Below are 24950 nucleotides of genomic sequence, written 5' to 3'. Positions count from 1 at the left end.
CCAAAAGACTTGCTATAGATTTATGATATTCTATGAAAAAAGGAGGGAACAAAAAATTGGATAAGAGACTTTTTAGCATTAGTTTATTTTTAGTAATTGCAGCACTTTTAGCTTCTTGCTCTAGTGAAAAAGATGACTTTGCAAAGATGTATCCTGATCTTATGCCACCCGAGGATGATGTATATTCAGTTTATACCGTAGGAGATTCAATATCTATTGAAGCCGCACAAGAACATAATATGGATGATGTAACGTTAAAGAATCGCTCCTCATTAGAAGGTTCTAATGACCAATATCCGCAGCTTTCACTAGAAAAATCGCCTGCCTATGTGATCTTCGATGAAAATGGTCTCGTACTCAAAACATATGATTTTAAAGAAGTAGCCACTTTTTTTGAAGACAAGTAACTAATTTGCAGAGATACGGTATTCTGTTTTGTTATTACTAGAGATGACTCCCCCCCTTTCTTAACTAAACATTCACTCTATAAAATGATTTATGTAATATCTTTCTTTTAGCATAAATGCTGCGGCCATTAGACACAAAACCTTAAAGGAAAAACCGTAATTGAAATATGTAAGTGGATTGCTCATAGGCATAGTCGTACTTTTGAGTGCGTGCTCAGGAAATAACTCGACCTTAAAACTTGATGACAAGCGTTTTGCTGATACATTATTCATACAAAAAGTAGAGAACGGTTCCCCCTCTGAAGAAAAGTCAAAGATCGTTTCGGATAAAGATAAAATTGAAAAAATCTTAACGATGGTAGAAGGTCTGAACGTGGAGAAAACTGACAACGTCTTGGAGAAATTGAAAGGTGAGGGAAACGTATATATGCTTGGTTTTTTTGAAGGAAAGGCAACACCATCGAAAAAAGGAGAATATGCGTTCAATCTTATGGAAAACGGTACCATCCTCTTCGGTCTCAATACATATGATAATCAAGACTCTGCTTCTATCACGACGGAAAAACATCCAGAGTTAACGAAAGAAATAAAACAGGTATTAGAGATCGAATTTTAAAAATATCTTTCCTATTCATAGTTCAATGAAACGTTATTTAATCATCCTCGTATGAAAGGTATAGCGTGTAGGGGGTGATTGTTCAATTATGGGTGAAAAAAAGTTAAGTGATGAAAAGTTCCATTATTTAATTGCTGTCATATCCCTAGTTTCTTGGTTATTGTACTTTGCTGCAAATCTAGATGTGTATGAACAAGAAAAAGTATATTCAGGTATCACTTTCATTTGTATAGCAGCCCCTTTTTATGCCATCTGTGTTTTCTTAATTTACCATTTAAATGGAAACCATACATAAATAAGCTCATGAGACAAAAAACGCTTGGACATTAAATATCCAAGCGTTTTTGATTGCTATTTGTACGATTCGTTACGGCTTTAACTTTCTTCTTTCTCCCATCCTTCCCAGGCATGTTGATACACGCTCCTGATGGCGTCCTCATCAAAGGGCATTGGACTCCTGGCGAGCAGCCGAGTTTGTTTCAGCCCATTTGCGGTGAGCGTCTCAATATCAGATTGTGTGATGTTATAAACCGAAATCGATGTCGGCAGTCCCACGTCTTGAACTAAATCAAACAGGGCCTGGACGACTTCAAGAGCGATTTGCCGTTTGTCTTTTCCTTCTGTCGATATAGAAAAGACGTCTGCTAGATTCACCATTTTATCTAAGCAGGAGGGCCAAATATAATGATAGACATAAGGAAGCAGGACGGCGTTCGACTCGCCATGTGGAATCTTAAACAAGCCTCCTAAAGGGTAAGCCAGGGCATGCACGCCAGCGACGCCAGCATTATAAAAGCTCATGCCTGCTATTAAACTCCCGAGGGACATTTCTTTCCTTGCTTCAGTCGCGTGTTTGTTCCAAACAGCGGTCCGCACATTACCCACTATGCGTTTCATAGCATCCAGCGCAAGCGCATCCGTTAAGGGAGTCGCCTTGACGGAGGTGTAGGCTTCAATCGCATGCGTTAGGGCATCGATTCCACTGGCGGCAGTCACTTTGGGCGGGAGTGTATACGTTAAGACAGGATCGACGATGGCATAATTGGCGAGCAGATATTTATGTGTGATGACGTCCTTGGTGTCCTCTAAGGAAAATACAGCGATGTCCGTTATTTCAGCTCCCGTTCCAGCTGTCGAGGGAATCAAGACAGTGGGTATTCCCGACGCTTGAAGCTGTTTCGTCCCGGAGAGGTTCAAGTAGTTTTTTACAGTGCCGTCGTGTTCGGTTAAGACAGCTGAAGCTTTAGCGAGGTCCATGGCACTGCCTCCCCCGACGGCAACAACTAAATCAGGTCTTATATCCCTCATTTCTTCGACGACCTCTTCACCTGTAAGAACAGAAGGCTCAGGTACTACATTCGTTGATATGTGGTACGCCACGTCATTTGCCTTCAGGATATCGAGCACCGGATTAATGACTTCCAGCTCTTTTAATACAGGATCCGTCAACACAAATACGTTCGCTACATTTAAATCAGCAATGATCGTATGCAGTTGTTGAATCGAATGTTCCCCGTGGTAAATGTGCTGTGGTGTGATAAATGAATGCATTGAAACAACTCTCCTTTTTTTATAAATTTACAGAAGCCTGTTCATCTACCCCAGCTGCATCTTTTTTAGGTGCGATGAGGGTGAAGACGACCATTGTTGCCATGCTAATCAGGACGCCTGACCCTGCAGCTGCGAATGGGTTGCTTACCCCGAAACCGAATGGCAAATAGATGATCCAATACGCCAGGGTGCCCGCTAACAATGAAGCGATGGCCCCTGCTCGGGTAGAGCTGGTCCAAAGTGACCCCACGACCAATGGCCCTGCTGTAGCCGACACGATGCCGCCGATGCCAATCCACATAAAAATGGACAGGTACTGCGGCGGATTCCATGCCATGAACACCCCGACAATAATAACAAGGAAAGTGGAATACCGGCTGATGCCCAGTTCCATTTTCTCTGCTTTATCTTTTGATATATTCAGTTTAGGAACGATCGTCTTGCGATAGATGTCGTTAGCGAGCAGCTGCGTTAACGAGACAATCAGCCCATCGGATGTGGACATGATCGCCGAAAGCACTGTAACGGCTAAGAATGCCGCCAAAAAGGGCGGAAAAATTTCTTGAAACAGGACAGGGATGACCTGGTCCGGCCGAATATCCATGCCAGGTTCAATTACCGCAATCCCAAGCATGCCGCCTAACCCCATCAGGGGAAGGATCGTGGCAAAAATCGTACAGTACATGATCAACTTTTTCATATCATAATTAGATTTTACCGCTAAAAACTTATTCCCCAAATGTGGTAAAATACCAAATGGAAGGTGAGCTACAAATAGCAAGGCTACCAGCCAAAAGGAGCCGTAGGTGTTATCTCCAGCAAGGAATAATCGATCGAAGCCACCGGTCGGATTCCTGTCCTTAATGATGGAGATCATGTCACCAAAGCCACCTTCCACTCCTACACTACTGACAAAACAAATGACCACAACAATGGATGTAATCACCATTAAAAAGCCCTGGATGGAGTCCGTTAAAATATCAGAGTGGGATCCGCCCATGAATACATAAATGGCTAGTACCACCCCGGTTATCATCAACCCCCAACCGTAGTCCACGCCCATCATGATTTGAAACATCGTCGCAGCAGCCACGAGCTGCGAGACCACATAGAAGATGAGCAAGATGGAGATAATGGTCAAAATGATCCGTAAGAAGTCACTATTGAATCGATCCCCGATAAACTCCGGGATTGTTCGTGTACCGAATTGATCACCGTAACGCTTAATCGTTTTTGCTACGAACAACATGCCAATCACCGTTGCTACTGGATATAGCAGCGGATACCATAAACTTGGAGCACCTAAGTCATACGCTAAACCGGGCATCCCCATAAAGGTGGAACCACTGGAGATGCCGGCGCTAATAACGAGAGCGACTGTCAAAGGACCATAACTGGACCGGGCTGTCGCAAAATCCTCTGACGTTTTTGTCCGTTTCATTCCGACAATCCCCATCGCAATCATGATGCCTATGAAAAGGGCAATAAATAGCCATGAATAGATGACAACACTACTCAAAGGAAACGCCTCCTTTATTTGTTTAATAGATTCGTTTTAAATAACACAAGCCCCATTCCGATCCATGTACCGAAAATAACGGCGACCATTATATATAAAAATGTCATGCCAACACCTCCCTTGCTTTTAAATACTGGTGGATGTCTTTATGCTGTGCCACATCAGCTTCATGTCCCGTAGCAAGTTCCAACAGCTTGTACGTTGGCTTTCCCTTATGAGAGCTCAAGAAAGTCGCGTAACCGACATACAATGAATACGTATTCAAAGATGATATGACAGGGTTTGACCACACTTTGCGCTTATGCAGGTAGATATTCCTTATAAAATCCTTAGCTGTGGCAAGGCACTCCGCTTCGCCGTGCTTTTTGGGTAACGTGATACCCTCTCCAATAGTAGTAAGCGTTTTCATTTTAGACGACGGCCATTCAAACAAGCTCGTCTCCTTCCGAAACACATTTGTAACGACCTTAATCTTTTCTTTTCGTTCTTTCATGAACGGTAATGGCCGATACGCAACCGACCATTCACTTACCAAGTATGGGTAATAGATCACCTTCGCTGCTTCCGGAAGCTCCACGCTTTTCGCTTGCGTCAACGTATACATCTGCTCCCCCCTAAAATGTATAATTCAAGCTAATTAACTTCCGATTGACCATTTCATGAATCGCATATTTAACCCCTTCGTATCCGTAACCTGAATTCTTTCGCCCTCCATAAGGCATATGATCAAATCGCAAAGTCGGCACATCATTGATAAAGACTTGCCCGACATCCAATTCATGACCAAACTGCATCGCCTGAGATAAATCTGTGGTGAAAACACCAGCATTCAAGCCATATTCACTTTCATTCATCTCATGCAGGGCTTCTTCAGCACTTGAGACTGTATTCAACAGAGCAAGTGGCCCGAATACTTCCTGGCAGGAAATTTTATCGGTACGCTTGACGTCGGTTAAAATCGTTGGTTTTATACCGCGCTCGACCTTTTCTCCTCCGGCAATGACAGCGGCCCCGTTTCCCTTCGCCTCCTCGATCCAATCCATCAGACGATCCTGCGACTGGTCATCAATTAACGCCGAAACATCCGTCGCTTCCTTGGAAGGGTCCCCGTACTGCATATTATTTACTTCTTGAATCAACTCCTTTTTAAACGCGTCTGCTATTGAGGCGTGCACATAAATCCTTTGCGTGCTAATACAAACTTGTCCGTTGTAGGCAAAAGCTCCCACTGCTGTTTTGGCAGCAATCTGCTTTAATTTGCCTCGCATGCTTTCATCAACATACAATGCAGAATTATTCCCAAGCTCTAATGTAACTTTCTTAAGCCCTGCTTGTGATTTAATCAGTTTGCCGACTTCCGGACTTCCTGTAAATGTTATTTTTTGAATATCTGAACTATTTAACAGCACTTTCCCAAGCCTGGGACCGTCACCTGTTATAATAAGAAACGCATCCTCAGGCAGCCCTGATTGTACGAGTGCCTCCCGGAGCAGCATAGCCGACAAAGGCGTCTTTTCGGCAGGTTTCACGACAATCGTGTTGCCAGCCGCTATGGCCGGGCCGACTTTATGGACAACTAAGTTAAGCGGGAAATTAAACGGAGTAATCGCACCGACGACTCCAATCGGTTCATAAATCGTATAGGCGTCTCTTCCTTCCCCGTTCGGCGCGGCATCTAACCGAATGGATTCACCTTCTAATTTTCTCGCTTCGATGGCGGAGAATTTCAACGTTTCGACGGCACGCGCTACTTCTCCACGTGCAAAACGGATCGGTTTGCCTGCTTCTTTAACGATGGTGTGGGCGAATAATTCTTTATGCGCTGCCACCTTTCGGCTTGCCTCATCCAGAATGGTCGAGCGTTTTACCGATGGCATGCTTTTCATTTCATTAAACGCTTCCCCTGCACGCTGGATGGCTTCTTCCATTTGAACATCTGTGCATTCTGGTACGTCTTCCACTACGTCCAATGTGTGGGGATTAACGAGTGCGTACGTATTCTCTGCATCTTTTCGCAAATCATTTAAATAGTTATTGATATCAAGCATTTTGTTTCCCCTCTTTCATTTTTGTTATGAATACGTATTCAAACATAGGCATAAAATTATATGTTCTTCGTTGTCGAGCGCTGGTACAGTTGAGCGGGATATGTCTTTTCTACAAATTGGTCATCGCTCGATTCGATTTTGTCGATTAAATGTTCAATAGCAATGCGGCCTAAGTTCTCCTTTTCGTTCATCCCTACCGTGCTAAGCCGGAAAGAATGGTGCCGGCTCAAAGCTATATTATCCACTCCGATTAAACTCATATCTTCTGGGACCTGATAACCTTTTTGAATCAAGTAATCCAGTAAGAAGATCGCAATGGAATCCGTTGCTGCAAAAATAGCGGTCGGACGCTCCTTTTCAGCTAATAGATCGCTCATCACACGACAAATGTCAGCTTCACTTGTATCGGTGATATTCACATTTTGAGGGCTGATGGTACATCCATTTTCCTTCATTTCTTGCTGAAACCCTTCATAACGGCCAGAGAAAGTGGTCATATTCATCGGTCCGCCGATCCAGGCAATATGCCGATGATTAAGCTCTAACAAATGCCGGGTTGCCTTCCTTCCAGCTTCGATATTATCCATCTCGACAAAATTTCCCGGCTTCTTATGTTTCCTGTTGAACATCATAAATGGAATATCTAGTGACTGGAGTTCTGAGAAAATCGGATCCTCGTAAAGAATCGATGATAAAATAATCCCATCCACTTTTGAAGCTAACACATCCTGATAAACAGACATGTTGTCCCCGAAATTCTCAAAATGAACGTTAACATTATACCCCCTTTGCTTCGAATAATTGACGATCGACGTCGTTGTTTCCACAAAAAACGGATTGTGTAACGGGCCCGAAAGCAACGCTATTGATTTTGTCCTTCGGTTGACCAGCGACCTCGCCACAGAGTTCGGCCGATAATTCATTTCCTTCATCGCACGCGTCACTTTTTCCAGCGTCTTTTTCTCCACCATGTCAGGGTTGTTCAACACGCGTGATACAGTGGTTTGTGATACGCCTGCATATCTAGCTACATCTTTTGAAGATACCATATCCATGTCCCCTAGCAATAAAGCGCTTACAATCACGCTAATTTATTTTCTGAAAATTGTCAACAGGATTTAACACGTTTTACTCAGTGCATTAACGTTAATGATAACATTACACTACAGGTTTCTTTTTAAGAGGAGGTTTTAGCCATGGGAAACTTAATGGATGCCCGTCATCCTGAGCATGCCAATGCACAAAACCAAACAAAAGATGAATACGTCAATCATCAAATGGGACAGCATTCCAATTTCTACAAACACATTTATCATGTGCTATATACCATTAACGATTTTTTATTAGGGCTGTGGTTTTTTATCGGCAGTATCTTTTTCTACTTTGATTCATTAAAAACGTGGGGCGTAACATTGTTCGTCTTAGCCAGTCTGCAGTTTGTCATCAAACCGACTATCCGACTCGTCCATGAATTCCATGCAAAGAACCACTATAGAAATGAATATGATGAACAGCAAATTGATTAACGGCAGACCGTTATAGTTGGGCTACGACTGACATGTGCTGCGGTTAGACCGATATGCTCTTCGTTCCTACCGATATCGAGCTCCGTTTGACCGATATAAGTGCGAGGCGAGCAGATCGATGCGTCTGCACTACTTAGAAACACGGCTCATCTCTGCCTCGTTCGCGTACGAATAGTATTCTCATATTCCAGCTTATATCTGGGAATCATAAAAATCCTCCGCGGAGGGTTTTTTCATTATCGACAGGAGTTTGAATTGTGCTAGAGTTGATCTTCTACTTCTCTCGTTAGCAGCCAGCCTTGGTCATACTCCCAACTCTCAATTGTAAAGATGCGATTTATCTCTTGGCCTCGTCGTTCAATCACTTGTTCGTAGAATACTTTAGCTTTTGTGCTGCTTTTCATCCGTATGATGCGGTTTTCGAATTTCTTTTGCAGTTCCGAGGATAAGATAACTGATTTTCTAAGTCCTTCTAATGCTTCTGCGCGATTGAATACGTACGGATTTTTCTTTTTTGTTGTAAAGAAGGCAACACTATAGTGTTGTGCCATGTTTTCTAACGGTGAAGCGTCCCCGGTTTTAATGGCGTTTTCCCACTCAGCCAGTAGTTGATTGTGCATCCGTGTAAATTCGTCTAGCGTTTTATTCATGACCATCTCCAATTCAAGTCCCTCCTAATGAGTCTCTTTACTCATCTTTATCGACAATTTTCTACAAATATTTAGAAAACTGTACCAGTTCATGTCATGTATCCGCTTTATATCTGCTTTTATGTAAATTTATGTCGATAGACGTTACCTGACTGAGCAACATTATGATAAAATAGTCTCAAGGGCAAATTTTACGAAAGTAAAAGACGCAAAGCCACGGGCCTAAGGTTACAGCTAGGGCAGCCGGGCTTCATTTTAATGTTTCCCTTTCCTAATTTGCCTAGTTTTATTAGTGAAAGGAGCTTTTGATCATTTCTACTGTACTTTTAGTTGATGATTCTAGGTTTATGAGACGATGGCTTACACAGATTTTACAGGAAAGGGGGTTTGAGATTGTTGCAGAGGCCTCGAATGGCGTAGAGGCTCTTGCTCGCTATAATATGACCAAGCCGGATCTCGTCATTATGGACGTCGCGATGAATAAGATGAACGGGATACAAGCACTCGAACGTTTGATGCACACCCATCCTGAGGCTAAGGTCATCATGTGCTCATCTTTAGGGGATGATTTTGCTGTGCGCAGATGTTTAAGTTTAGGGGCAATTAAATTTATCAGAAAACCGTATTTCAATGATTTGGTGCAGGTTCTGGAAGAAGTAGCACTAGAGTAGTAGCTTTCCATGAAAAAAGAGCACGCTATTAGCGTACTCTTTCAATTTGCTTTCCCCGTTAGAGGCTCTAATTCCACACGAACATTTCCACGTACCGCTTTTGAGATCATGCAATGTTCTTCGGCCCGGTCAATCAATTTATTGAGTTGAGCTAACTGGTTGTCCGATGCCCTGCTTTGCAGATAAACGGCAGGGCGATGAATGATTTTTTTATACGTTATAACACCATTTGTGAAATCCACAATGCCTTCCGACTGCATGGACATTTCTTCTAATGGCAGCCCACTTCGTTCAATCATGGCAGCAAGTGTAATGATATAACAGGTTGAAGCAGCTCCGAGCAGCATTTCATCAGGGTTCGTCCCTTCGCCCGGCCCATCCATTTCTTCAGGGATGGATACGTTTGTCGTTAAGTTATCCATGGCGATCGAGCCTACATTATTTCTGCCTCCTGGCCATTCTGCCTGCAATTTGAAACGATGTTCAGCCATGTCAATTCCTCCTAAATTAAATCGTATAATCCGCCATCAGTTTTCTTCTAATATATTTTTCAAAACGACTGCATGGTTATAGTGCGTTTCTTTCGCGCCGAATAAAAGGACGACCCGGTTACCGTCCGCTAACGTGCGAAGCTTCTCTAAAAGACGTTGCTGCTCTTCATCTTCCTCTAGCTGACGTCGATACGTTTGTGCAAATTCGTCAAACTTTTCCGGCTCATGGTTGAACCATTGTCTCAAGGTTTTTTCAGGCGCCAGGTCTTTCATCCATTCATCCAGTTGGGCTGTTGATTTAGAGATGCCTCGCGGCCAAATTCCATCCACTAAGACGCGATGGCCCCCCATCGGTGAGGCTTCGTCATAAATCCGTTGCAATACGATCGACATATAGATGCCTCCTTTTGTAGGTCGTGTAACCATTACTACCTTAAGCCAAACTTTTTTCACGCATGTAAGAAGGATTTGCGCGATTTTTGCCTAAATAATAGATATAACCCACAAAAATGGAGGAAGATGATGAAACAGTTATCATGGCAAACAAAACAACAGCTCTTAGATGAAGTGATCGAAAATGGACGAGAGTTGGAAGCTATGAAAGCACGCAACATGAAAGGGGAACAAACAGGTGAGGATATATTAATTGCATTACGACGCTTCCAAAATGATGATGGCGGCTTCGGAAATGGCTTGGAAGCCGATTTTCGCTTGCCTGACTCTTCTGCGTTAGCAACAAGTGTCGCTTTTCAGACGCTGATTCAGTGGGAAGAACACCCTTTAGCCTTGCCCATTATAGAACGGAGCATTACGTATTTAGAAGATCATTTTGATGAAGCGCGCCGCGGCTGGTATGCGGTCCCCCCAAAAGTCAATGATTATCCGCACGCTTTCTGGTGGCATGTTCATGAGGACGGGCGTTCTTTTATCGATCATCACTGGGGGAACCCCTCTGCTGAGTTGATTGGGTATCTGTACCAGTATCGCTCCTTTACGCGCCGTCTCAATGTTGACCAGCTCGTGAAGGACGCGCTGGAACATTTGGACGGGTTGGAAAAATTCGAGTCCGAACATGAGATCTATTGTTACCAACGCTTGTTCAAACTGCATCCTGATTTGGAAACGCCGAGACTTGCTGATAAGATAACCCATGCCGTTCAAGAGCTTGTACACGAGGATCAAACGAAATGGAAGGAGTATGTTCCCCAACCTTTGAGTTTTGTCCATCATCCAGATGAACAGGATTACGACATATCACATGAAGCTATTGAAACTAACCTTGATATGTTGGTTGATGTGTTGAAGGATGGGAAACTACGCGAACCTAACTGGGCATGGGGAGATCACTACCCTGATGCCTGGCAAGCGGCCAAGCAGGAATGGGAGGGTGTGCTCACGCTGGAAGCTCTCACATTACTCGATCATTTCAACCGGATTGATTCACCAAAATTATAACAAACGAGACAATTAGCAAAGACCTGCATTACTCATAACATGCAGGTCTTCTTAAGTGATACGACGTCAGTCATTCTTCACTTCTTTTACCATCTTGACAAATTCGTACTCTCCGCCGTTCGTTTTTTGCATGAAAGTTGCCACAATGCTGAATTCTGCTCGTTGATACACTGTAATAGCGCGATGATTAAACGAGGCCACGGATAACGTAAATTGTGCAGGTTTCAACTTATGCGCTGCAAAAGCAAGTCCTTCTATAAGAAAAGCCTCACCTAACCCCTTCCCCGTAAGATCAGGGCGCATGCCTAAGCCAATATCCACCGTTTCATCGTTGACCGGGTTAAAAGAAAAGAAGCCGATCAACCCACCCTGGCCCCAAACGGAAAAAGCATGCTTTCGTAATGCGGGATCAATGAATTCCTCGTAATCTTCCTTGTCAGCCTCCATATCATAAAAAGCGTAATCGCTCGGATAGTGCCACGAAGCGATTTCTTCTGCTTCCCTTTGGGTCATCGCACGGATCTCCATTATCGACTACCTTTCCCAGTCTTGCGTGAACCGTTTCATTTTCTCCTGCAGATGCTCAATCATCTCCAAAACGCGCTGGAAATCATGTTGATCAACTTTGGATGGGTCCATGGAACCGACGACCTGGTTCAGCATGTCGATTCGATTTTGAATATAGTGAAACTGTTCAGAAGCCTCTTTTGCTGCTTTCCCCATGACGCCCCCATCCTTCCGTTGATTTTTATATGCACGCCTTTATGAAGTACCCTGATCTGTCTCCGTCTCTTTCTTGTTTGACAGAACCCAGCCGAGCACTGCAATTAAGACAAGGACGCTATAGAAAATGACCTTCCATAATGTAGAGTGGGCAAAATGTTCATCCAGAACTTGAATGTTTGGGTGAGCCAGTGTTGTTACAACAAGTTTAACGCCGACCCAGCCGACGATGACAAATGCTGCAACTTCTAAACCTGGACGTGAATGTAATAAATCCACGAATACGTTAGCTGCAAAACGCATGATGATGATTCCGATCATTCCACCTGTTAAAATAACAGCAAACTGTCCCCCGTCCAGACTGCCTACAGCTGGCAGGTCTGTTTCAGGTAACGTGACGGCTAGCGCCACAGCAGCCAAAATAGAATCGACGGCAAAGGCTAAATCAGCAAGTTCGACTTTAAACACCGTGGCCCAAAACCCATTGCCAACTTGAGCAGCTTCCGCTTTTTCCTTTTCTTCATCTGTTTGTCTGCTTGTTTTCCAACGATCATAAAGGTTCTTTCCTGAGATAAACAATAAATAGGCGGCACCTAGCGCTTGCACCTGCCAAACGTCAACCAGGAATGAAATGACAAATAACGATCCAAAACGTAAAAGAAACGCGCCGAACAAGCCATAAAACAAAGCTTTTTTCCTTTTTTCTTCAGGCAGGTGTTTGACCATGATAGCCAACACCAAAGCGTTGTCAGCGGCAAGAATCCCTTCTAGCCCCACGAGAACGATGAGTACCCAGCCGTATTCAATCAGTAATTGTGCGTCCATACTCTATTAACATCTCCTTAAAGGTGATTCCCGCCACAAGGCAAAACCTCATAAAAAAACAGACCTTTACCTTGACGGTAAAGGTCTCGCTAACAACGTGTGTTGCCAATAAAGCCGGGGATCTCTCCCGTAATGACGACTTTACTGTGCAGCTACTCCCCTTTAGGAATCGTATATTCTATATTCAATCATAGCATGTTCGTTCAGAAAGTCAATCTTAAACCTGTTAGCCTACTTTCCTCTCGGTTGAAGAACAGCACTCCCCCTTATGTTTCGTCTTGTGTGTTTCGAGAGGCAAGCCATTCGTTATAAAAATGGCTGACGATTGCTTTTACCACCGCGTAAGCTGGAATCGCAAATAGCAATCCGAGAAATCCAGCAATGCTTCCAGCAGCTAGAATCAACGCTATGATCGTGAGTGGATGGATACTCAATGCTTTTCCCATCACATTAGGTGATACAAAATTACCCTCAATTTGCTGCGCAATCACCATAATTATGGTGACATAGACTGCCATGATAGGATTTTGGAATAACGCCACCAATATCGCTGGTATAACAGCCAGAAAAGGACCAGCAAACGGAATGACGTTCATCAGCATAGCAAACAGAGCCAGTGTTAATGAATAGTGGAGCCCGATGATTAAATAACCAATCAATAATAATACACCGACCACAGCACTAACCGTCAGTTGACCAATAATAAAGGAGTGAAGCGTGTGATCGATTGAATGGGCCAGGCGTCCGAAACTTTCACTCACGCGTTTGTTCATGAATTGCTTCAAAAATGGCACAAGCTTATCCCCGTCTTTTAACATAAAGAAAAGGAAGAAGGGAATGAGCACGAGCGCAAAGACAAAGCCAATCAGCTGACTGATCAAGTTGACTAAAGTACCTGCTATGCCATTCAAATAACTCTCCAAATTAGTTGTTAACTTTTCTATTGAACTGTCAAATTGAGATGGAATGATATCCTGGTTGCTTTGCCAATATGTAATCATCTCTTGGACCATATCAATCATATTGGGGAGATTATTGATAAACCTGGAAAATTGTTGCTGAGCAATCGGTGCAATGAACTGGGTTATAATGTAGCCGACCAAAACCAAAAGTAAGAAAATGATCATTATAGCTGAAAGTCGCGGCACCTTATTTCGTTCCAGCACATGCAGAATAGGACGGGTAAGATAAAATAAAATTCCGCCGCCTATGAGAGGGACGGCTACAGCACCAATAAAAGCGAATATCGGATCGAACAGAAAATCTATTTCTGTTACTAATAAGATTAGTAAAGAAGCCAAAACCCCGACAATTAATAGTTGAAACCAGCGTTTTTGCAGCACACGTCGCACACACCTTTTTAAAGTAAGTTAAATATATTATAAAAGCCTTTTATTATGGATATTCCACAATCGATTAAAAGAGAAGGGATAGGAGAAATTAGCGCTGTCCAGGAGACCCAGATGCCAACACACCATTTCCAATAAGTTAAATCCTTCCTCTAAATGATTCTTCACACTATAAAGGAAATCCTTTTTTCATTACAGAAAAACCTCTTTGATTTCGTTCCTCACGCTCCCCTGGTTTAAACGCCAACCTAGGGTTTTCATTGAATACCTTTCCTGACACACAAAAATGCCGAACTGATATCAAATCGTTCGGCATTTTTGCGTTTCATTCAATTTTATTCAAGTCTCTTATACGTTTTAGATTATTCAGTTGCTGCTTCAATTTCTTCCTGCAGTTTATCTAGGATTTCGCCATCTACTGTGGATACTTCCTCACGGTAGAAATCGCGAACCGGCATTGCTTTGTCTTTAAATGCTTGACGTTGTTCTTCAGTAAGTTCAACGACTTCTGTCGGGTTCTCTGAATCGTTTTTAATTTCTTCTAGGAACTTTTGGTTCTGCTCATCTTGTTCCTCAAAGACCCATTCCTGCATCTCCTGGGTGGTTTCATCCACCATGGTCTGCATCTCCTCAGGCAATCCATCATACCACTCTGTATTAACTGTGGTCATGGCTACATAGTTATTGTGGTTAGAGATCGTCATGTAGTCCTGCACCTCATGGAAAGAAGCATCCCCGATAAAGAATATTGGGTTTTCCTGACCTTGGACTGTGCCACGATCAAGCGCTGTATACAATTCGGACCAGCTCATAGGAGTCGGGTCTGCGCCATACGCTTTGTACGACTCTAGAATCAATGGCGATTCTTGTGTTCTCATTTTGAAATTCTGGAAATCTTCCGGGCTCTCAATTTTCTTGCTGGATGTCCACTGCATAGCACCTTCAGTCCAGTAGGATAACGGTGAAATGGAGTGTTCTTCATACTTTTCACGTAAATCAGTATTTAACGCTTCACTTTCAGTCAAAATTTGCTGTGTTGTTTCAACACTGTCCGGGAACAAGAAATGCAAGGCGAAAACTTGTCCTTCTTTTACCATGTTTCCAGTGAACCCTGGGGACATGACAGCCATTTCAACGGCGCCGCTTTGCAGCTGTTCGACCTGGTCAACCTCACTACCAAGACCGCCGAATTCATACACTTCAATGTTGACTTGGCCGTCTGACTTTTCGTTCATACGTTTAGCAAATTCTTCTGCATATTCGTATTGCACCTGACCCTCAACTTCTTCGGTTACAAATTTCCAATTATATGTTTGCCCTTCTCCTCCATCTGCATTACCACCATCATCGTTTCCACCACAAGCGGCTAACACTAAACTGATAGCAAGCAGCATAGCAAGACCTAAAAATCCTTTTCTGTTAAAAATATCCATTACCCCCTAGGTAAATTTTTATATTGACTCTACTCTTATAGTAATAAGAGCGAGAGTTCTTCAAAGAATATGAGTAAAAACGAGATGACCACCATCATTACAATATAAGGTGGGGTCCCTCTAATAACATCAAGATACGGTTTATTAAAGACTGCACTCGCTGTGAAAATATCCACCCCAAATGGCGGTGTTGCTGACCCAAGTGCTGCCTGGAATGTAATGATTACGCCAAGGTGAACAGGGTCTATGCCCGCGTTCATCGCAGCTGGATAGAAAATCGGTGTCAGAATCAAGATGACCACAATCGGGTCTACGAACATGCACCCGATAAAGAAAAATAGCGTCACCATAAGTAAGACGAAAATAGCGCTCGGATCAGTGCCAAGTACCGTTTCTGTAATCATTTGCGGTATTCTGGCAAACGATATAACCCACGTGAACGCCTGACCGCCAGCAACTAAGACGAAAACGGCGGACGTAACCAAGCCAGTCGAACGGGCGATTTTAGGCAGTTCCATGATGGATACTGACCGGTAAATCAATACTTCCAAGATAAACGCGTACAGGACAGACATCCCCGCTGCTTCTGTCGGGCTAAATAGTCCTGTGTAAATTCCACCTATAATAATAACGGGAAACCCGAGCGGCAGAATGGCTTTTCTCGTTAAACGGAATCTCTCTTTCCACGATACTTTATCTGCTAAAGGAATATCGGCTACTTTGGCATAAATTACGCTATACGCAGCAAAGCTTAGAAAGACGATAACGCCAGGGATGATACCGGCGATGAACAAGTCCCCTACCGATGTACCGGATACAAGGCCGTATATGATCATTCCGATACTGGGCGGTACGAGTAAGGCAACATCACTCGAGTTGATGATCAGAGCCATCGCGGCCGGGTCCTTGTAGCCTATTTTGAGGAGTCTTTCCCTCATCGGCTTACCGATGGCTACAACTGTCGCCTGCGTTGATCCTGAAATTGCGCCAAATAATGTACAAGCTGCAGCTGTCGTTACGGCGTAGCCTCCACGAACGTGGCCGATAAAGGCACCGATAAAATCGAGCAACCGGCGAGACGTTTTACCGCTTGTCATGATGTCAGCTGCAAATATGAACAGTGGGACAGCAAGTAACACATAAGGTTCAATACCTGTGGAAAACTGTTGCATTAAAATTGTTGCATCAAGATTAGGAAAGTATAAGAATAATATGACTAACGGTGCTGCCATTAGCGGAATCATCATGGGGAAATTAAGTAATAAGAGGACCACCATGATGGATAATAAAGTCGCTATCATAATGTTATCCTTTCTTAGTTCATTTTAGTGGTGCCATGTCGAGTACTATGAATTACATATGAACCTGTTCTTCAATTTCCCTGTCATCCTCATCGTTGTAATCCTTTACGTCCGTCCCGAGATAGATTTCTTCGCGATTTGCAATGTTGATCCACATGTTGCGAAGAAATTGGATGCCTCCCATTAACAAGCCGATCGGTATGAACATATACATCACGAAAGCCGGCATTTGCAAGGCAGGTGTTACACGACCGGATTCATAAACACCGTACACATATTGATAGGAATAATAGGCAAGTAAGAATAGAAAAAGGGCCGTTACAGCTGGAATAAATATGGCGAGAATTTTACGTATTTTAAATGGGGCCATATCATAAAAAGCTGACATGCTGATATGCCTTCCCTTCCTCGCTGCATAACTGATTCCCATAAAAGTTGCGACCACAATGGATATTTGACTGACCTCATCAGCAAATGGAGGGGAATAACTGAAAATGGCTCTGCTTAAGGCTTTTCCAACAACCATAAGAGCTATAATAATAACAGCATAGCTTAGTATGAATTCCTCTAGTTTAAGTATAAATTTGTCAAACAATTTTAAGAGCTTCAACTTCGATGTGCCTCCTCTGGAGTGCGTGAGTTATGAATAAATTAACTCATATAATAATTATCATACCGAACAGACTACGAACACACAACTACCCTCAAAAGTCCTCTCGTCATTTCTCTCCAGGTATAGTACCGTTTCGCTGAACATAGCTGAATTTCCTTCAAATTGCGCTTAATTTTCTATGCATACATTTTATTTACTTGATTTCCAGCTTATTCTACCTCGCATTTTGAAGCTTTTCCTGCTTCTATACATGAAAATAATGGCTCTTTCACCCCGAATATCAAGGGAAACGAACAGTTTTTTTCATCGTTTTACATGACCATGGCAGAATGGCTTCTATTTATAATCCCCCCCTCCTTTTGATTTAGCCAACTTTTCTCGTCAATAGTAAGAATTTCTCTTATTATACACAGATTGACGCAACCACTACAATAGTATGAGAGGTGATAATATGAATAAAAAAGAGATTCAATCCCAAATTGCTGAACTGAAATCAGATTATATGAGGATTCAAGGTGATTTGGACAAGGTGGAAGCAGCGGGTGGTAACATCCAGAATTCGGAACAACAGCTGAAACGGATTGAAGAAGAATTGCAAGAGTTGAACCGTAAACTGGAGCAAGCTGAACGTTCTTAATTCAAAAGGGGAAGGTTGTACGAATGAACCCGTAAACCTTCCCCATATTTCATGATACAGAACGATTATTCTTCATTATTTTCCTTACGCTTTTCAGATAGCTTTTCCTGAATTTTTTCAAATTCTTTACTAGGCGGGGTCAGACTTACAACGATGTCCCCGCTTTCAACAAAAGCCTCATTTTCTACAGTAAAGAAATCAAGTTTTCCGCTTGGCTTTTTGACCAATAACAACAATGCGTTTTCGTCTATATTCTCGAGATATTGCTTAAAGGTATAGTGATCTGTGATGCTCGTTTTTCTAAAGACGTAGCCACTTTCAACTTTATCATTCAGCATTTCCCACGAAGCGCCTTCCTTGAACAAGACGCGCCCCCCGATGGTATGGACTAAGTTCTGAAGATTATCTCCTTCTTGGTTGCGCAGACTTAACTGAAACAGATTGTTGCGCCCAAATTCAGGGACGAATGTGGTACAGACAAGCGCGTTATAGGAGTCGAGCTCCGTCGCCGCAATCATATAATCATAGGGCGTCATATCCAAATAATACTCTGTCTGCTCCGAAAGAATTTCACCATGATAGGAGGAAACCCCTGCCCTGCGCGCTTTTGTAAGGCGTTCCCAGGAAGAGTCGCTAATGAGGACGGGCACGTCGATTTGTCCGAGCGTCCGTGCTAATCCTGTGGTAAACGTGCTCCCTCCGACCATCAGCAATCCAGGCGGCCCTTCGATAGACAAATTCAGTTTCTTGGCCATGGCCTGAATGGTAAAACCGTGAGCCACAACCGTTGTGATAACCAAGGCAAACGTAATCGACGTCAATATAGCAGCATCTTCGAACCCTTCCTGTAATAATACAGTGGCAAAATAACTGGAAACAGTCAGGGCAACGATGCCGCGTGGCGCTATCCAGCCGACCAGCAATTTCTCAGCACGGGTTAAATCCGTGCCGATCGTCGAGATGAAAATGGCTAATGGGCGCACAACGAAGAGCATCAATAGTACGAATCCGATGATTTCTATATTAAAAATCTGCATCAAGGTATCTCGGGTGAGGGAAGCCGTCAACATGACAAATATAGTCGATATTAATAATAACGATATATTCTCTTTAAAATGGCGCATATCCGCAATCGAGGAAATATGCATATTGGCGAGGGTCATCCCCATGGCCGTAACAGATAATAAACCCGTCTCGTGGGTCACTTCATCCGCAATTGTGAAGCAGGCAAGCACGATGACGAAGACAAAGGGTGATTTAAGATACTCCGGTACGTAACCGACTTCATACATCCAACCGACTAACTTGCCACACCCCCAACCTAATATGACAGCGAACAAGGAAGCTAAGAAAAAGGATAACAAGACGGTCGGATTCACGTTGTTTCCTAATAAAAACTGGATGATTTCAAAGGCGAAGACAGCGAGCAATGCCCCGACAGGATCCACTATAATGCCTTCCCATTTCAATATTTTAGCCGGCCTTGGTTTGAGCTTGGATTGACGTAATAGCGGTAAAATGACAGTGGGACCGGTGACGATAAATAAACCCCCGATGACAAAAGCCACCGCCCAGGAGAGGCCTGCAATGTAATGGGCTGTCAATGAACCGAGAATCCAGCTCAAGAAGGCGCCGACTGAAACGATACGAAAGACAGGACGCCCAAGTCCACGCACTTCTTTAAAATCAAGGTTTAAACTGCCTTCAAATAAGATAATGGCTACAGCTAATGAGATAATGGGACTGTAGAGATTCCCAAAATCTTGCTCGGGGTTCATAATGCCAAGCACTGGACCTGCTAACAGTCCAACGACTGACATAACCACGATAGCAGGCAAACGGTATCTCCAAGCAACCCATTGTGAGCCGATGCCTAGGAGACCTATGAGCATTAATTCAAGCAAAAGCGATTCAGGCATTGACATGTCTCCTCATTCCGACAGACTTTGAAATCGTTCCTTACAGCTATTCTTTACTAACAAGATATAGAAATATTCTATATTCCTCTCTCTTATATGTAAACTCTCATGTTTAGCTGAGTGATTTACGTTGACATAATTTTTTGACATTGATAGTATTACGAAGTCCTTTATTTCGCGCCGATTGCGGCAAAGACTTTATCAACAGGAGGAGCAGCTATGAGAAGACGAGACACCGTATTTGTCGGTTTCATGTTATTTGCGTTGTTTTTCGGAGCAGGGAACTTGATTTACCCCCCTTCCCTCGGCATAAGCGCCGGAACCGCCTATTGGCCGGCCATTGCAGGGTTTGTATTGACTGGAGTAGGTCTTCCGATTCTTACCGTAGCAGCCATTTCATTGGTGGGAAACGGAGCAGTAGAGTTGGGGCAACGAGTCCATCCGTGGTTCGGGGTCATTTTCACGTCGATCGTCTACTTGGCAATCGGACCCTTTTTCGGCATTCCACGAGCGGCGAATGTTGCGTATGAAATGGGCGTCTCCCCGTTAATTACCACTCCGTCCTCACAGTGGCTGCTGCTTTTTTCGATCGCCTTTTTTTCGCTCGTTTTCATTGTCAGTCTGAATGCATCCAAACTCGTAGATCGCATCGGGCAATGGCTGACACCTGCTCTCTTGTTAACGATCATTGCACTTGTCATCGGGAGTCTATGGGGGCTTAAGGGAGAACCTGCCTCCCCCTCTTCCGCCTATCAAACGCAGCCCTTTTTCACAGGATTCATTGAAGGCTATCTCACGATGGATGCCATCGCAGCGCTGGCATTCGGCATCATTGTGATGACTGCTTTTCATGAAAAAGGGGTCCAATCACGCCGCCGCGTTATGCTTCGCACGCTTCAAGCAGGCGGAGTAACGGCCATCGGTTTGAGTACTGTTTATGCATCAATCGGCTGGATCGGTTCTAGAATGGCTGACAAGGGCACCTTCACCAATGGTGGCGAAATCCTGTCAGGCGCCGCTAACCTGATTTACGGCTCTACCGGCGCCCTGCTGCTTGGGGTCCTTGTTGCGTTAGCCTGTCTGACGACTTGTATCGGATTGACTGTAGCCTGCGGACAATTCTTTTCCAGCCAATTCCCGGTTCTCTCTTATAAAGCCGTCATTTCAATTGTTACACTTTTGAGCCTGACCATTACTAACGTTGGTCTCAATCAGATCATTGCCTTTTCTGTCCCGGTGCTGGTTTTCATTTATCCCGTGGCTATCGTACTCGTCTTATTGACATTTATCCATCCCGTCTTCCAAGGTTCCCCTTATGTCTATCGTGGTGCGCTGTTGTTCACTGCAGCAATGAGTCTCTATGACGGATTAACAGCATTCGGCCTTGACCTTGCCGCTGTTCACTCATACCTGAGCATACTTCCTTTGTTTGAGCAAGGCTTAGGATGGCTTATTCCGGCTCTAGCGGGCGGTCTTATCGGATGGGTATGGCATCTGATAAAAATCCGGCAGAATGGTCATATCGCCCTTGATTCATAAATCAGGCTGCCGGGGTTTCTCCCGACAGCCTTCCCAAACCCTTTCTATTTCTCCAATAACGTGACAGAGACATTCACATCAAGTGTGTGCTTTCCCCCACGATAAACGCCCTGAAGCGGGCTCACATCAGCATAATCACGTCCTGTGCCAACACGAATATGTTGTTCGAGTGCTTCGACATTGTTGGTGGGATCCAGCCCAACCCAGCCTATCCCTGGCATCATCACTTCCACCCAGGCATGTGTAGCCGAGTCGCCCACTAATGCTGAATTTTCTCCAACGTAAAGATAACCGCTCACGTACCGCGCGGGTATGCCTTTCGCCCTGAGCACGCCCAACATAATATGAGCATAATCCTGACAGACGCCTGCTTTTAACGGCCAGGATTCACATGCTTTGGTAGACACTTCAGTCACTTCACCATCATAACGGAGGGAATGATGGATAAAGGCCATTAATTGAATGGAAAACTGAAGCGGATCACTCGGGTCCCCTACTTGATTGACAATATCGTCTATTTGCTCCTGATATAAAAAGGTATAGGGGGTCTCATTTAAATAAGCCAGATAATGACGATTGAACAGCGCTGAAAGGAAGATGTCACGCATTTCTTTTGTATACGCCATCATGAATAGGAACGGGCTTTTTTGAATACTGACAGTTGATACCGTCTTAACCATTAAATGCTCATGTTTTTCCGGGATAAAAAACGATTCCACATGATTGCCCCATAAATCGATATGTTCTTTCGTCATAGAAGCCGGGCTGATTTCAGTTCGGTATGCCAATAACCGTTGACATTCGTCAGTCCTCGGTTTGAGTCGAATATTATTCATACTCTGATCTACGAAATTCTCGTACTGGAACAAGTTCACATGCTCAATTTCATATTTCACTCGATTTTCCTCCTCAAGTGAAAGGTGCTTTCACTTTATCTTAACAGGGTCGATCAAATAATAGGTTTCTGAAAACAATCGACTCATCTCCTGACAGCGATTCTGGAAGCGATCAAGAAATGCCATCAACTCTTCAGTGCTCATATCATCAATGTGGGCAGCCGTAAATTCCTCTTGTACAGTCGCCAGTGTATGAAACAGTTGCTGGGAGTAATGCGAAATTTTCCCATCTTCCAAGTGATGGATGGCTTCCATCACGTGATCGATGCAATAACGGATCGACCTTGGAAAACCCCGGTTGTCGATAATGAACGACAGCACATGCTCCGGCTTCATTGTAGGCGGGTATTCTTTAATATAGGCATTGTACCCGTTTACTTGTTGTAGAGCCGTCAACCAATAATAATAATTACTGACATTGGCGGCCTGCTTTTCCTTAAGTGTCTTTTCACATAGCACATTGAGAATTCTAGCCGTCTTTTCAGCGCGTTCCAGCCATTTTCCGATTTTAAGAAAGGCATAAGGCACTCCCCTTGTCATCGACGACTCCACGATACCTTGTGCTGTGGTGGAGGTTTGCATCGTCAGTTGAAGAGCATGCTGCGCTTGTTGGTAGGAACTGAAGCGAGATTCTCCTGTATGTTCTAAATAATACTGATTCAGCACTTCCCATAAGCCATCAGGGATCATATCCCGTGTAGCTTTCGCATTTTCACGTGCATAAATCATGCAATTACTGATCGAATTAAAATTTTGCCTGTCTTGAGTCAAATAGTGAATAACCTCTTCCCGTTCTATTCCGTCATGACCACTATAATAATCTGATAGCGATGCACTGATTTCTATGATTTCTTCCCAATCGCGGTTTGATACATGCTGTTCAGATACTTCTAGCATATGAATCAACTGGACACTGAGGACCCGTGCATTTGTCTCCGCACGTTCTATGTTACGAGCCATCCAATAAAGCGAATCTGCTACACGACTAAGCATGATTGATCTCTCCTTCGGTTAATACCCATGTGTCTTTACCGCCTCCGCCTTGTGAGGAGTTCACGACGAGCGACCCTTCCTTTAGAGCAACACGAGATAACCCGCCAGGTAATACATGACTGTCTTTTCCGCCCATCACAAACACGCGCAAGTCAACGTGGCACGGGTAAAAGTCATCACCTTGGAAAGCGGGAGCACGCGATAGTTTAATAGTAGGCTGGGCTATATATTTCGCAGGATTTTCCATGATTTTGTGTCGGAACTGCTCCCTTTCCTCAGGGGAAGCCTGAGGACCGATCAGCAGATCGTAGCCACCGGAAGCACCGACATTTTTGACAACCAGTTGATCCAGCTTTTCAAGCACTTCATCCCGCTGTGCTTTATCACTTAAGAAATAGGTCGGGACATTTTTGATTAGCGGCTCTTCATTAAGATAATAACGAATCATATCAGGAACATATGCATACATGGCCTTGTCATCTGCTATACCGTTCCCAATACCATTTAATATGGAAACATTGCCTTTCTGATAGGCGCGTAATAAACCCGGTACACCGAGTTCTGAATCAGGCCAGAAAGCTTCGGGGTCCATAAAATCATCGTCAATTCGTTTGTAGATGATATCAACACGCCTTAGACCGCGTATCGTTTTCATAAACACTTTGTCATCTCGAACATACAGATCCCTTCCTTCCACGAGTTCAATGCCCATTTGCTGGGCCAGGAAGACGTGATCGTAATAGGCGGAATTAAACATGCCCGGAGTCAGGAGTACGGCTGTTGGAGCTAATGGTTCAATTGCATTTGGTGGTACATGGCTTAAGAGGGATTGGTGAAGCATAGATAGTTGATGCTCGAGGGTTTCAATTGAATGCTGGAAAAAGAGTTCCGGATACACTTGGCGCATGACATAACGATTCTGAAACACGTAGGACATGCCTGAGGGGTTTCTCAAATTATCTTCAAGAACACGATACTCCCCTTGCTCGTCGCGAATCAGATCGATTCCAGCCAGAAAAATATGATTGTTAAGCGGGATATCCAACCCACCCACTTGACTGTGGTAATAATTAGGATTTGTTTCCACCAATTCGCGTGGAATAAGTCCATCTTTTATAATCTCCTGGTCATGATACATATCATCAAGAAAAGCGTTAAGTGCAGAGACGCGTTGCTTCATACCCTTCTCGATCTGCGCCCATTTATCAGTCGGAATGATGATCGGGATGAAATCAAACGGCATGGTCCGCTCTGTTCCGACCGCTTCGTGATAAACGGTGAACGTAATGCCTTGTCTGAGAAAGTTCATTTGAGCTGTCTCATGTTTTTCGCGCAGTTCGTCCTCTGTGTATTGTTCCATTAATCGATGAAATCTCTGATAATGAGGCTTCGGCTTATTCTCGTCTTGTAACATTTCATCAAAATAAGATGCAACCTTATAGTTGTTCATTAACAGCCTCCTTTTTGAATGATAGATGAATTTAAACCTTGGCTCTGTTAAATCGCATGTTTCCTATAATCTCGTTTATGGAATACTAAAATCTAGTAATGCCTGTTGAGAGCGATGGCGTTGGAAGGCCCAGAGATTCACAAGTTCTTGCAGGCGTTTGGTGAATTGCCTCAAAGACCTGGTGAGCGGGCCTTCTGGCTTTTCATAAAGTAGCACGGAAACATCAGATGCTTTAAGTTTCCAGAGTGTTTCATGCACGAGAATCGTTCTAAAACACGATCCACTCTATGCCCGGGTTCGTCCAATTGCAATATCGATAGGGGTGGCTTTGAAACGGC

At 43.8% G+C, this 24950-nt stretch carries 27 protein-coding genes and 1 riboswitch; of the genes, 8 read left to right on the top strand and 19 right to left on the bottom strand.

Annotation, left to right across the window (positions count from 1 at the left end):
- Positions 1 to 56: 56 nt before the first annotated feature.
- The 3 genes from HOP45_RS04520 to HOP45_RS04510 all read left to right on the top strand — a co-directional run bounded on the left by HOP45_RS04520 (position 57) and on the right by HOP45_RS04510 (position 1318).
- A complete protein-coding gene (locus HOP45_RS04520) occupies positions 57 to 407 on the top strand; it encodes a hypothetical protein (protein WP_181347715.1) in 351 nt (116 codons plus the stop codon).
- Between the two features lie 160 nt (positions 408 to 567).
- Positions 568 to 1023 carry a hypothetical protein gene (locus HOP45_RS04515; RefSeq protein ID WP_181347714.1) on the top strand — a complete coding sequence of 152 codons (456 nt, stop codon included), beginning with the start codon at positions 568 to 570 and terminating at the stop codon, positions 1021 to 1023.
- An 88-nt stretch (positions 1024 to 1111) separates the two neighbouring features.
- The gene (locus tag HOP45_RS04510; protein ID WP_181347713.1) at positions 1112 to 1318 is read left to right on the top strand and encodes a hypothetical protein; all 207 of its coding nucleotides are present in this window, start codon (positions 1112 to 1114) and stop codon (positions 1316 to 1318) included.
- Between the two features lie 80 nt (positions 1319 to 1398).
- Here HOP45_RS04510 and HOP45_RS04505 read toward each other — a convergent pair whose 3' ends face one another.
- The 5 genes from HOP45_RS04505 to HOP45_RS04485 form a co-directional block, all read right to left on the bottom strand.
- A complete protein-coding gene (locus HOP45_RS04505; protein WP_181347712.1) occupies positions 1399 to 2574 on the bottom strand; it encodes an iron-containing alcohol dehydrogenase in 1176 nt (391 codons plus the stop codon).
- Between the two features lie 19 nt (positions 2575 to 2593).
- A complete protein-coding gene (locus tag HOP45_RS04500; RefSeq protein ID WP_181347711.1) occupies positions 2594 to 4093 on the bottom strand; it encodes a sodium:solute symporter family protein in 1500 nt (499 codons plus the stop codon).
- Between the two features lie 103 nt (positions 4094 to 4196).
- Positions 4197 to 4697: a hypothetical protein gene (locus HOP45_RS04495; protein WP_181347710.1), complete on the bottom strand. Its 501-nt coding sequence runs from the start codon at positions 4695 to 4697 to the stop codon at positions 4197 to 4199.
- A 10-nt stretch (positions 4698 to 4707) separates the two neighbouring features.
- Positions 4708 to 6141 carry an aldehyde dehydrogenase family protein gene (locus HOP45_RS04490; RefSeq protein ID WP_181347709.1) on the bottom strand — a complete coding sequence of 478 codons (1434 nt, stop codon included), beginning with the start codon at positions 6139 to 6141 and terminating at the stop codon, positions 4708 to 4710.
- Positions 6142 to 6197: 56 nt separating this feature from the next.
- Complete coding sequence (locus HOP45_RS04485) at positions 6198 to 7196, bottom strand: LacI family DNA-binding transcriptional regulator (RefSeq protein ID WP_483316423.1); 999 nt, start codon at positions 7194 to 7196, stop codon at positions 6198 to 6200.
- A gap of 141 nt (positions 7197 to 7337) precedes the next feature.
- Here HOP45_RS04485 and HOP45_RS04480 point away from each other — a divergent pair, with 141 nt between their 5' ends.
- Entirely contained in the window at positions 7338 to 7667 is a 330-nt protein-coding gene (locus tag HOP45_RS04480; RefSeq protein WP_255437482.1) for a YrhK family protein, read from the top strand.
- A gap of 260 nt (positions 7668 to 7927) precedes the next feature.
- Here the strand turns inward: HOP45_RS04480 and HOP45_RS04475 are convergent, their stop codons facing one another.
- A complete protein-coding gene (locus HOP45_RS04475) occupies positions 7928 to 8329 on the bottom strand; it encodes a hypothetical protein (protein ID WP_181347707.1) in 402 nt (133 codons plus the stop codon).
- A 161-nt stretch (positions 8330 to 8490) separates the two neighbouring features.
- Positions 8491 to 8573: riboswitch (cyclic di-GMP riboswitch) on the top strand.
- A gap of 49 nt (positions 8574 to 8622) precedes the next feature.
- Between HOP45_RS04475 and HOP45_RS04470 the strand changes: the two genes are divergently transcribed.
- Positions 8623 to 8988: a response regulator gene (locus tag HOP45_RS04470; protein ID WP_255437481.1), complete on the top strand. Its 366-nt coding sequence runs from the start codon at positions 8623 to 8625 to the stop codon at positions 8986 to 8988.
- A 41-nt stretch (positions 8989 to 9029) separates the two neighbouring features.
- Here HOP45_RS04470 and HOP45_RS04465 read toward each other — a convergent pair whose 3' ends face one another.
- Together HOP45_RS04465 and HOP45_RS04460 are read right to left on the bottom strand one after the other, a co-directional pair.
- Entirely contained in the window at positions 9030 to 9479 is a 450-nt protein-coding gene (locus HOP45_RS04465) for an OsmC family protein (RefSeq protein ID WP_181347706.1), read from the bottom strand.
- 36 nt (positions 9480 to 9515) lie between these two features.
- Complete coding sequence (locus HOP45_RS04460; protein ID WP_181347705.1) at positions 9516 to 9872, bottom strand: DUF488 domain-containing protein; 357 nt, start codon at positions 9870 to 9872, stop codon at positions 9516 to 9518.
- Between the two features lie 129 nt (positions 9873 to 10001).
- Here HOP45_RS04460 and HOP45_RS04455 point away from each other — a divergent pair, with 129 nt between their 5' ends.
- A complete protein-coding gene (locus HOP45_RS04455; RefSeq protein ID WP_181347704.1) occupies positions 10002 to 10934 on the top strand; it encodes a hypothetical protein in 933 nt (310 codons plus the stop codon).
- Between the two features lie 66 nt (positions 10935 to 11000).
- Here the strand turns inward: HOP45_RS04455 and HOP45_RS04450 are convergent, their stop codons facing one another.
- From HOP45_RS04450 to HOP45_RS04420, 7 genes are all read right to left on the bottom strand, one after another.
- Positions 11001 to 11447, bottom strand: a complete 447-nt coding sequence (locus HOP45_RS04450; protein WP_255437480.1) for a GNAT family N-acetyltransferase — start codon at positions 11445 to 11447, stop codon at positions 11001 to 11003.
- A 21-nt stretch (positions 11448 to 11468) separates the two neighbouring features.
- Complete coding sequence (locus HOP45_RS04445) at positions 11469 to 11657, bottom strand: SE1561 family protein (RefSeq protein WP_181347702.1); 189 nt, start codon at positions 11655 to 11657, stop codon at positions 11469 to 11471.
- Between the two features lie 39 nt (positions 11658 to 11696).
- On the bottom strand, positions 11697 to 12482 hold the full coding sequence (locus tag HOP45_RS04440; RefSeq protein ID WP_181347701.1) for a TerC family protein: 786 nt from the start codon (positions 12480 to 12482) through the stop codon (positions 11697 to 11699).
- A 266-nt stretch (positions 12483 to 12748) separates the two neighbouring features.
- Positions 12749 to 13825, bottom strand: a complete 1077-nt coding sequence (locus HOP45_RS04435) for an AI-2E family transporter (protein WP_181347700.1) — start codon at positions 13823 to 13825, stop codon at positions 12749 to 12751.
- Between the two features lie 368 nt (positions 13826 to 14193).
- Positions 14194 to 15264, bottom strand: a complete 1071-nt coding sequence (locus tag HOP45_RS04430) for a DctP family TRAP transporter solute-binding subunit (protein WP_255437479.1) — start codon at positions 15262 to 15264, stop codon at positions 14194 to 14196.
- A gap of 35 nt (positions 15265 to 15299) precedes the next feature.
- Entirely contained in the window at positions 15300 to 16565 is a 1266-nt protein-coding gene (locus HOP45_RS04425) for a TRAP transporter large permease (protein ID WP_181347699.1), read from the bottom strand.
- Between the two features lie 52 nt (positions 16566 to 16617).
- Positions 16618 to 17175 (bottom strand): TRAP transporter small permease, encoded by a 558-nt coding sequence (locus HOP45_RS04420; RefSeq protein WP_181347698.1) that lies wholly within the window; start codon positions 17173 to 17175, stop codon positions 16618 to 16620.
- Between the two features lie 454 nt (positions 17176 to 17629).
- On the opposite strand from HOP45_RS04420, the gene HOP45_RS04415 reads away from it, so the two are divergent.
- Positions 17630 to 17815, top strand: coding sequence for an SE1832 family protein (locus HOP45_RS04415; RefSeq protein WP_181347697.1), 186 nt, complete (start codon positions 17630 to 17632; stop codon positions 17813 to 17815).
- A 65-nt stretch (positions 17816 to 17880) separates the two neighbouring features.
- On the opposite strand, the gene HOP45_RS04410 is transcribed toward HOP45_RS04415, so the two are convergent.
- Positions 17881 to 19734, bottom strand: coding sequence for a cation:proton antiporter (locus HOP45_RS04410; protein ID WP_181347696.1), 1854 nt, complete (start codon positions 19732 to 19734; stop codon positions 17881 to 17883).
- Positions 19735 to 19953: 219 nt separating this feature from the next.
- Here HOP45_RS04410 and brnQ point away from each other — a divergent pair, with 219 nt between their 5' ends.
- Positions 19954 to 21273, top strand: coding sequence for a branched-chain amino acid transport system II carrier protein (gene brnQ, locus HOP45_RS04405; RefSeq protein ID WP_181347695.1), 1320 nt, complete (start codon positions 19954 to 19956; stop codon positions 21271 to 21273).
- 44 nt (positions 21274 to 21317) lie between these two features.
- Here brnQ and HOP45_RS04400 read toward each other — a convergent pair whose 3' ends face one another.
- Genes HOP45_RS04400 through HOP45_RS04390 form a run of 3 tightly spaced genes read right to left on the bottom strand, consistent with a single transcriptional unit; the run spans position 21318 to position 24612 of the window.
- Positions 21318 to 22169: a transglutaminase family protein gene (locus HOP45_RS04400; RefSeq protein WP_181347694.1), complete on the bottom strand. Its 852-nt coding sequence runs from the start codon at positions 22167 to 22169 to the stop codon at positions 21318 to 21320.
- Between the two features lie 30 nt (positions 22170 to 22199).
- Complete coding sequence (locus tag HOP45_RS04395; RefSeq protein WP_181347693.1) at positions 22200 to 23162, bottom strand: alpha-E domain-containing protein; 963 nt, start codon at positions 23160 to 23162, stop codon at positions 22200 to 22202.
- Entirely contained in the window at positions 23155 to 24612 is a 1458-nt protein-coding gene (locus tag HOP45_RS04390; protein ID WP_181347692.1) for a circularly permuted type 2 ATP-grasp protein, read from the bottom strand. The genes HOP45_RS04395 and HOP45_RS04390 overlap by 8 nt, the downstream gene beginning before the upstream one ends.
- Positions 24613 to 24950: the final 338 nt, after the last annotated feature.

Origin of the sequence: Thalassobacillus sp. CUG 92003 (assembly GCF_013618635.1) — a bacterium.
Classification (GTDB): Bacteria; Bacillota; Bacilli; order Bacillales; family Halobacillaceae; genus CUG-92003.
Note: the sequence above shows the minus strand (reverse complement) of the source record. Positions and strands in the feature narration are given on the sequence as shown.

Bases quoted from the DNA above. Each gene is read 5' to 3' on its own strand.
- HOP45_RS04510 (WP_181347713.1), top strand. From the start codon at position 1,112: ATGGGTGAAAAAAAGTTAAGTGATGAAAAGTTCCATTATTTAATTGCT.
- HOP45_RS04505 (WP_181347712.1), bottom strand. From the start codon at position 2,574: ATGCATTCATTTATCACACCACAGCACATTTACCACGGGGAACATTCG.
- HOP45_RS04495 (WP_181347710.1), bottom strand. From the start codon at position 4,697: ATGTATACGTTGACGCAAGCGAAAAGCGTGGAGCTTCCGGAAGCAGCG.
- HOP45_RS04490 (WP_181347709.1), bottom strand. From the start codon at position 6,141: ATGCTTGATATCAATAACTATTTAAATGATTTGCGAAAAGATGCAGAG.
- HOP45_RS04485 (WP_483316423.1), bottom strand. From the start codon at position 7,196: ATGGATATGGTATCTTCAAAAGATGTAGCTAGATATGCAGGCGTATCA.
- HOP45_RS04480 (WP_255437482.1), top strand. From the start codon at position 7,338: ATGGGAAACTTAATGGATGCCCGTCATCCTGAGCATGCCAATGCACAA.
- HOP45_RS04465 (WP_181347706.1), bottom strand. From the start codon at position 9,479: ATGGCTGAACATCGTTTCAAATTGCAGGCAGAATGGCCAGGAGGCAGA.
- HOP45_RS04460 (WP_181347705.1), bottom strand. From the start codon at position 9,872: ATGTCGATCGTATTGCAACGGATTTATGACGAAGCCTCACCGATGGGG.
- HOP45_RS04455 (WP_181347704.1), top strand. From the start codon at position 10,002: ATGAAACAGTTATCATGGCAAACAAAACAACAGCTCTTAGATGAAGTG.
- HOP45_RS04450 (WP_255437480.1), bottom strand. From the start codon at position 11,447: ATGACCCAAAGGGAAGCAGAAGAAATCGCTTCGTGGCACTATCCGAGC.
- HOP45_RS04445 (WP_181347702.1), bottom strand. From the start codon at position 11,657: ATGGGGAAAGCAGCAAAAGAGGCTTCTGAACAGTTTCACTATATTCAA.
- HOP45_RS04440 (WP_181347701.1), bottom strand. From the start codon at position 12,482: ATGGACGCACAATTACTGATTGAATACGGCTGGGTACTCATCGTTCTC.
- HOP45_RS04430 (WP_255437479.1), bottom strand. From the start codon at position 15,264: ATGGATATTTTTAACAGAAAAGGATTTTTAGGTCTTGCTATGCTGCTT.
- HOP45_RS04425 (WP_181347699.1), bottom strand. From the start codon at position 16,565: ATGATAGCGACTTTATTATCCATCATGGTGGTCCTCTTATTACTTAAT.
- HOP45_RS04415 (WP_181347697.1), top strand. From the start codon at position 17,630: ATGAATAAAAAAGAGATTCAATCCCAAATTGCTGAACTGAAATCAGAT.
- HOP45_RS04410 (WP_181347696.1), bottom strand. From the start codon at position 19,734: ATGCCTGAATCGCTTTTGCTTGAATTAATGCTCATAGGTCTCCTAGGC.
- brnQ (WP_181347695.1), top strand. From the start codon at position 19,954: ATGAGAAGACGAGACACCGTATTTGTCGGTTTCATGTTATTTGCGTTG.
- HOP45_RS04395 (WP_181347693.1), bottom strand. From the start codon at position 23,162: ATGCTTAGTCGTGTAGCAGATTCGCTTTATTGGATGGCTCGTAACATA.
- HOP45_RS04390 (WP_181347692.1), bottom strand. From the start codon at position 24,612: ATGAACAACTATAAGGTTGCATCTTATTTTGATGAAATGTTACAAGAC.